Raw genomic sequence first — 1,299 nt, 5'->3', positions numbered from 1 at the left:
TGTAGTCGCCGGCCTCGGGCACCTGCGGCGCCACGGCCACGAAGATCCAGTGGCGCCGGAAGATGTACTCCATGTCGGCCTGGAAGACCTCGTCGCTGCGGTAGAAGGGCGCCTCCAGGCTGTGGCCGGGGCGGCGGCGCTCCAGCAACTCATGCAGCAGGGCGGTTGCCCGAGCTTTGCCGGGATGCAGGGTGACAGGTCGGGCCGTGGTGGTCATCGAGAGTCCTTGGAATGGCTGGGAAGTCGGGCGGACTTGGCAAGGGAGGCGCCGTGTCCTCCGTCGCACTACTGGTGTTTATTGTTCGGTGCGGTACCTCACGGACCTTGTGTCTGGCGGACGCGGACTTGTCAGGAAGCGACACGAGGTGTCGCGAGCCGACGTGACGAGATGGAAGGGTTCATGGCCGCGCAGTGCCCTCCTGAAGCATTCCGGGCGGAACAGGCGTCAACAGGAGTGCGCCGACACAGCCAGGCGCTGTCTCCATCGGCGGGCGTGAGGGGCGCCATGAGCGGCGCCTGACGGAGCAGTTCTGCTGACCGCGCTCGGGTATCAGAACGAGTGTGCTATCCCCAAGCCGTACACGTTCCCTGGAGCTTTTGGCGGCGTGACTTTCGCGGTCCAGGCCCCAGGCGCCTTGCCTGAAGACGACGGGAACTTTCCTGCTCGCATTGGTTGACGGCTCAATCGGCGGACGTCGTCGTGCGGTGAGCTCGGTGGGGACTGCAGAGCTCAACTGATGGGCCCAGGCTTCCTGCACGTGCCGGACCTCAGCAAACAGCGCTCACAGCAGGGCAGTGGGTGCGTCGTCTCTTCCCGTCATGTCGCCTGCTGATAACGCCCGGCAGCGCATGGCTGTGCAGTGAGACCCGGCTGCATGTCGCATGGAGAACATCCGCGTATGTCGGATTTGTGCAAGTGCATGTCCGTGCCGCACAAGCCGCATACGCGGGGCAGTCGAAGAATCTCGTCACCGACCACTGCGTCATTCCCGGTTTCTCCAGACCACCACCCACTGCTCAAGCACATGGACCAGACATCGTTTTTCGCCGCTCCGTTGCAAGATACCGACCCGCGCATCGCCAAGGCGCTGGGCCAGGAGCTCGGCCGGCAACAGGGCCAGATCGAGCTGATCGCCTCCGAGAACATCGTGTCGCGCGCGGTGATGCAGGCCCAGGGCTCGGTGTTCACCAACAAGTACGCCGAGGGCTATCCCGGCAAGCGCTACTACGGCGGCTGCGAGTGGGCCGACGCGGTGGAGTCGCTGGCCATCGACCGGCTGTGCACGCTCTTCGGTGCGC

Annotated in this window: 2 pseudogenes; one reads left to right on the top strand and one right to left on the bottom strand. The window is 65.0% G+C overall.

The features are described 5' to 3' along the window. Positions 1-217: pseudogene (locus tag HHL10_RS30110) on the bottom strand (hypothetical protein); the annotation flags it as partial. Between the two features lie 808 nt (positions 218-1,025). Here HHL10_RS30110 and glyA point away from each other — a divergent pair. Continuing rightward, a pseudogene (gene glyA, locus HHL10_RS30105) lies at positions 1,026-1,299 on the top strand (serine hydroxymethyltransferase); the annotation flags it as partial.

This window comes from Azohydromonas caseinilytica (assembly GCF_012927045.1).
GTDB classification, from domain to species: domain Bacteria; phylum Pseudomonadota; class Gammaproteobacteria; order Burkholderiales; family Burkholderiaceae_C; genus Azohydromonas; species Azohydromonas caseinilytica.
The sequence above is the reverse complement of the archived record's forward strand: the minus strand, read 5'-3'. Positions and strand labels throughout refer to the sequence as shown.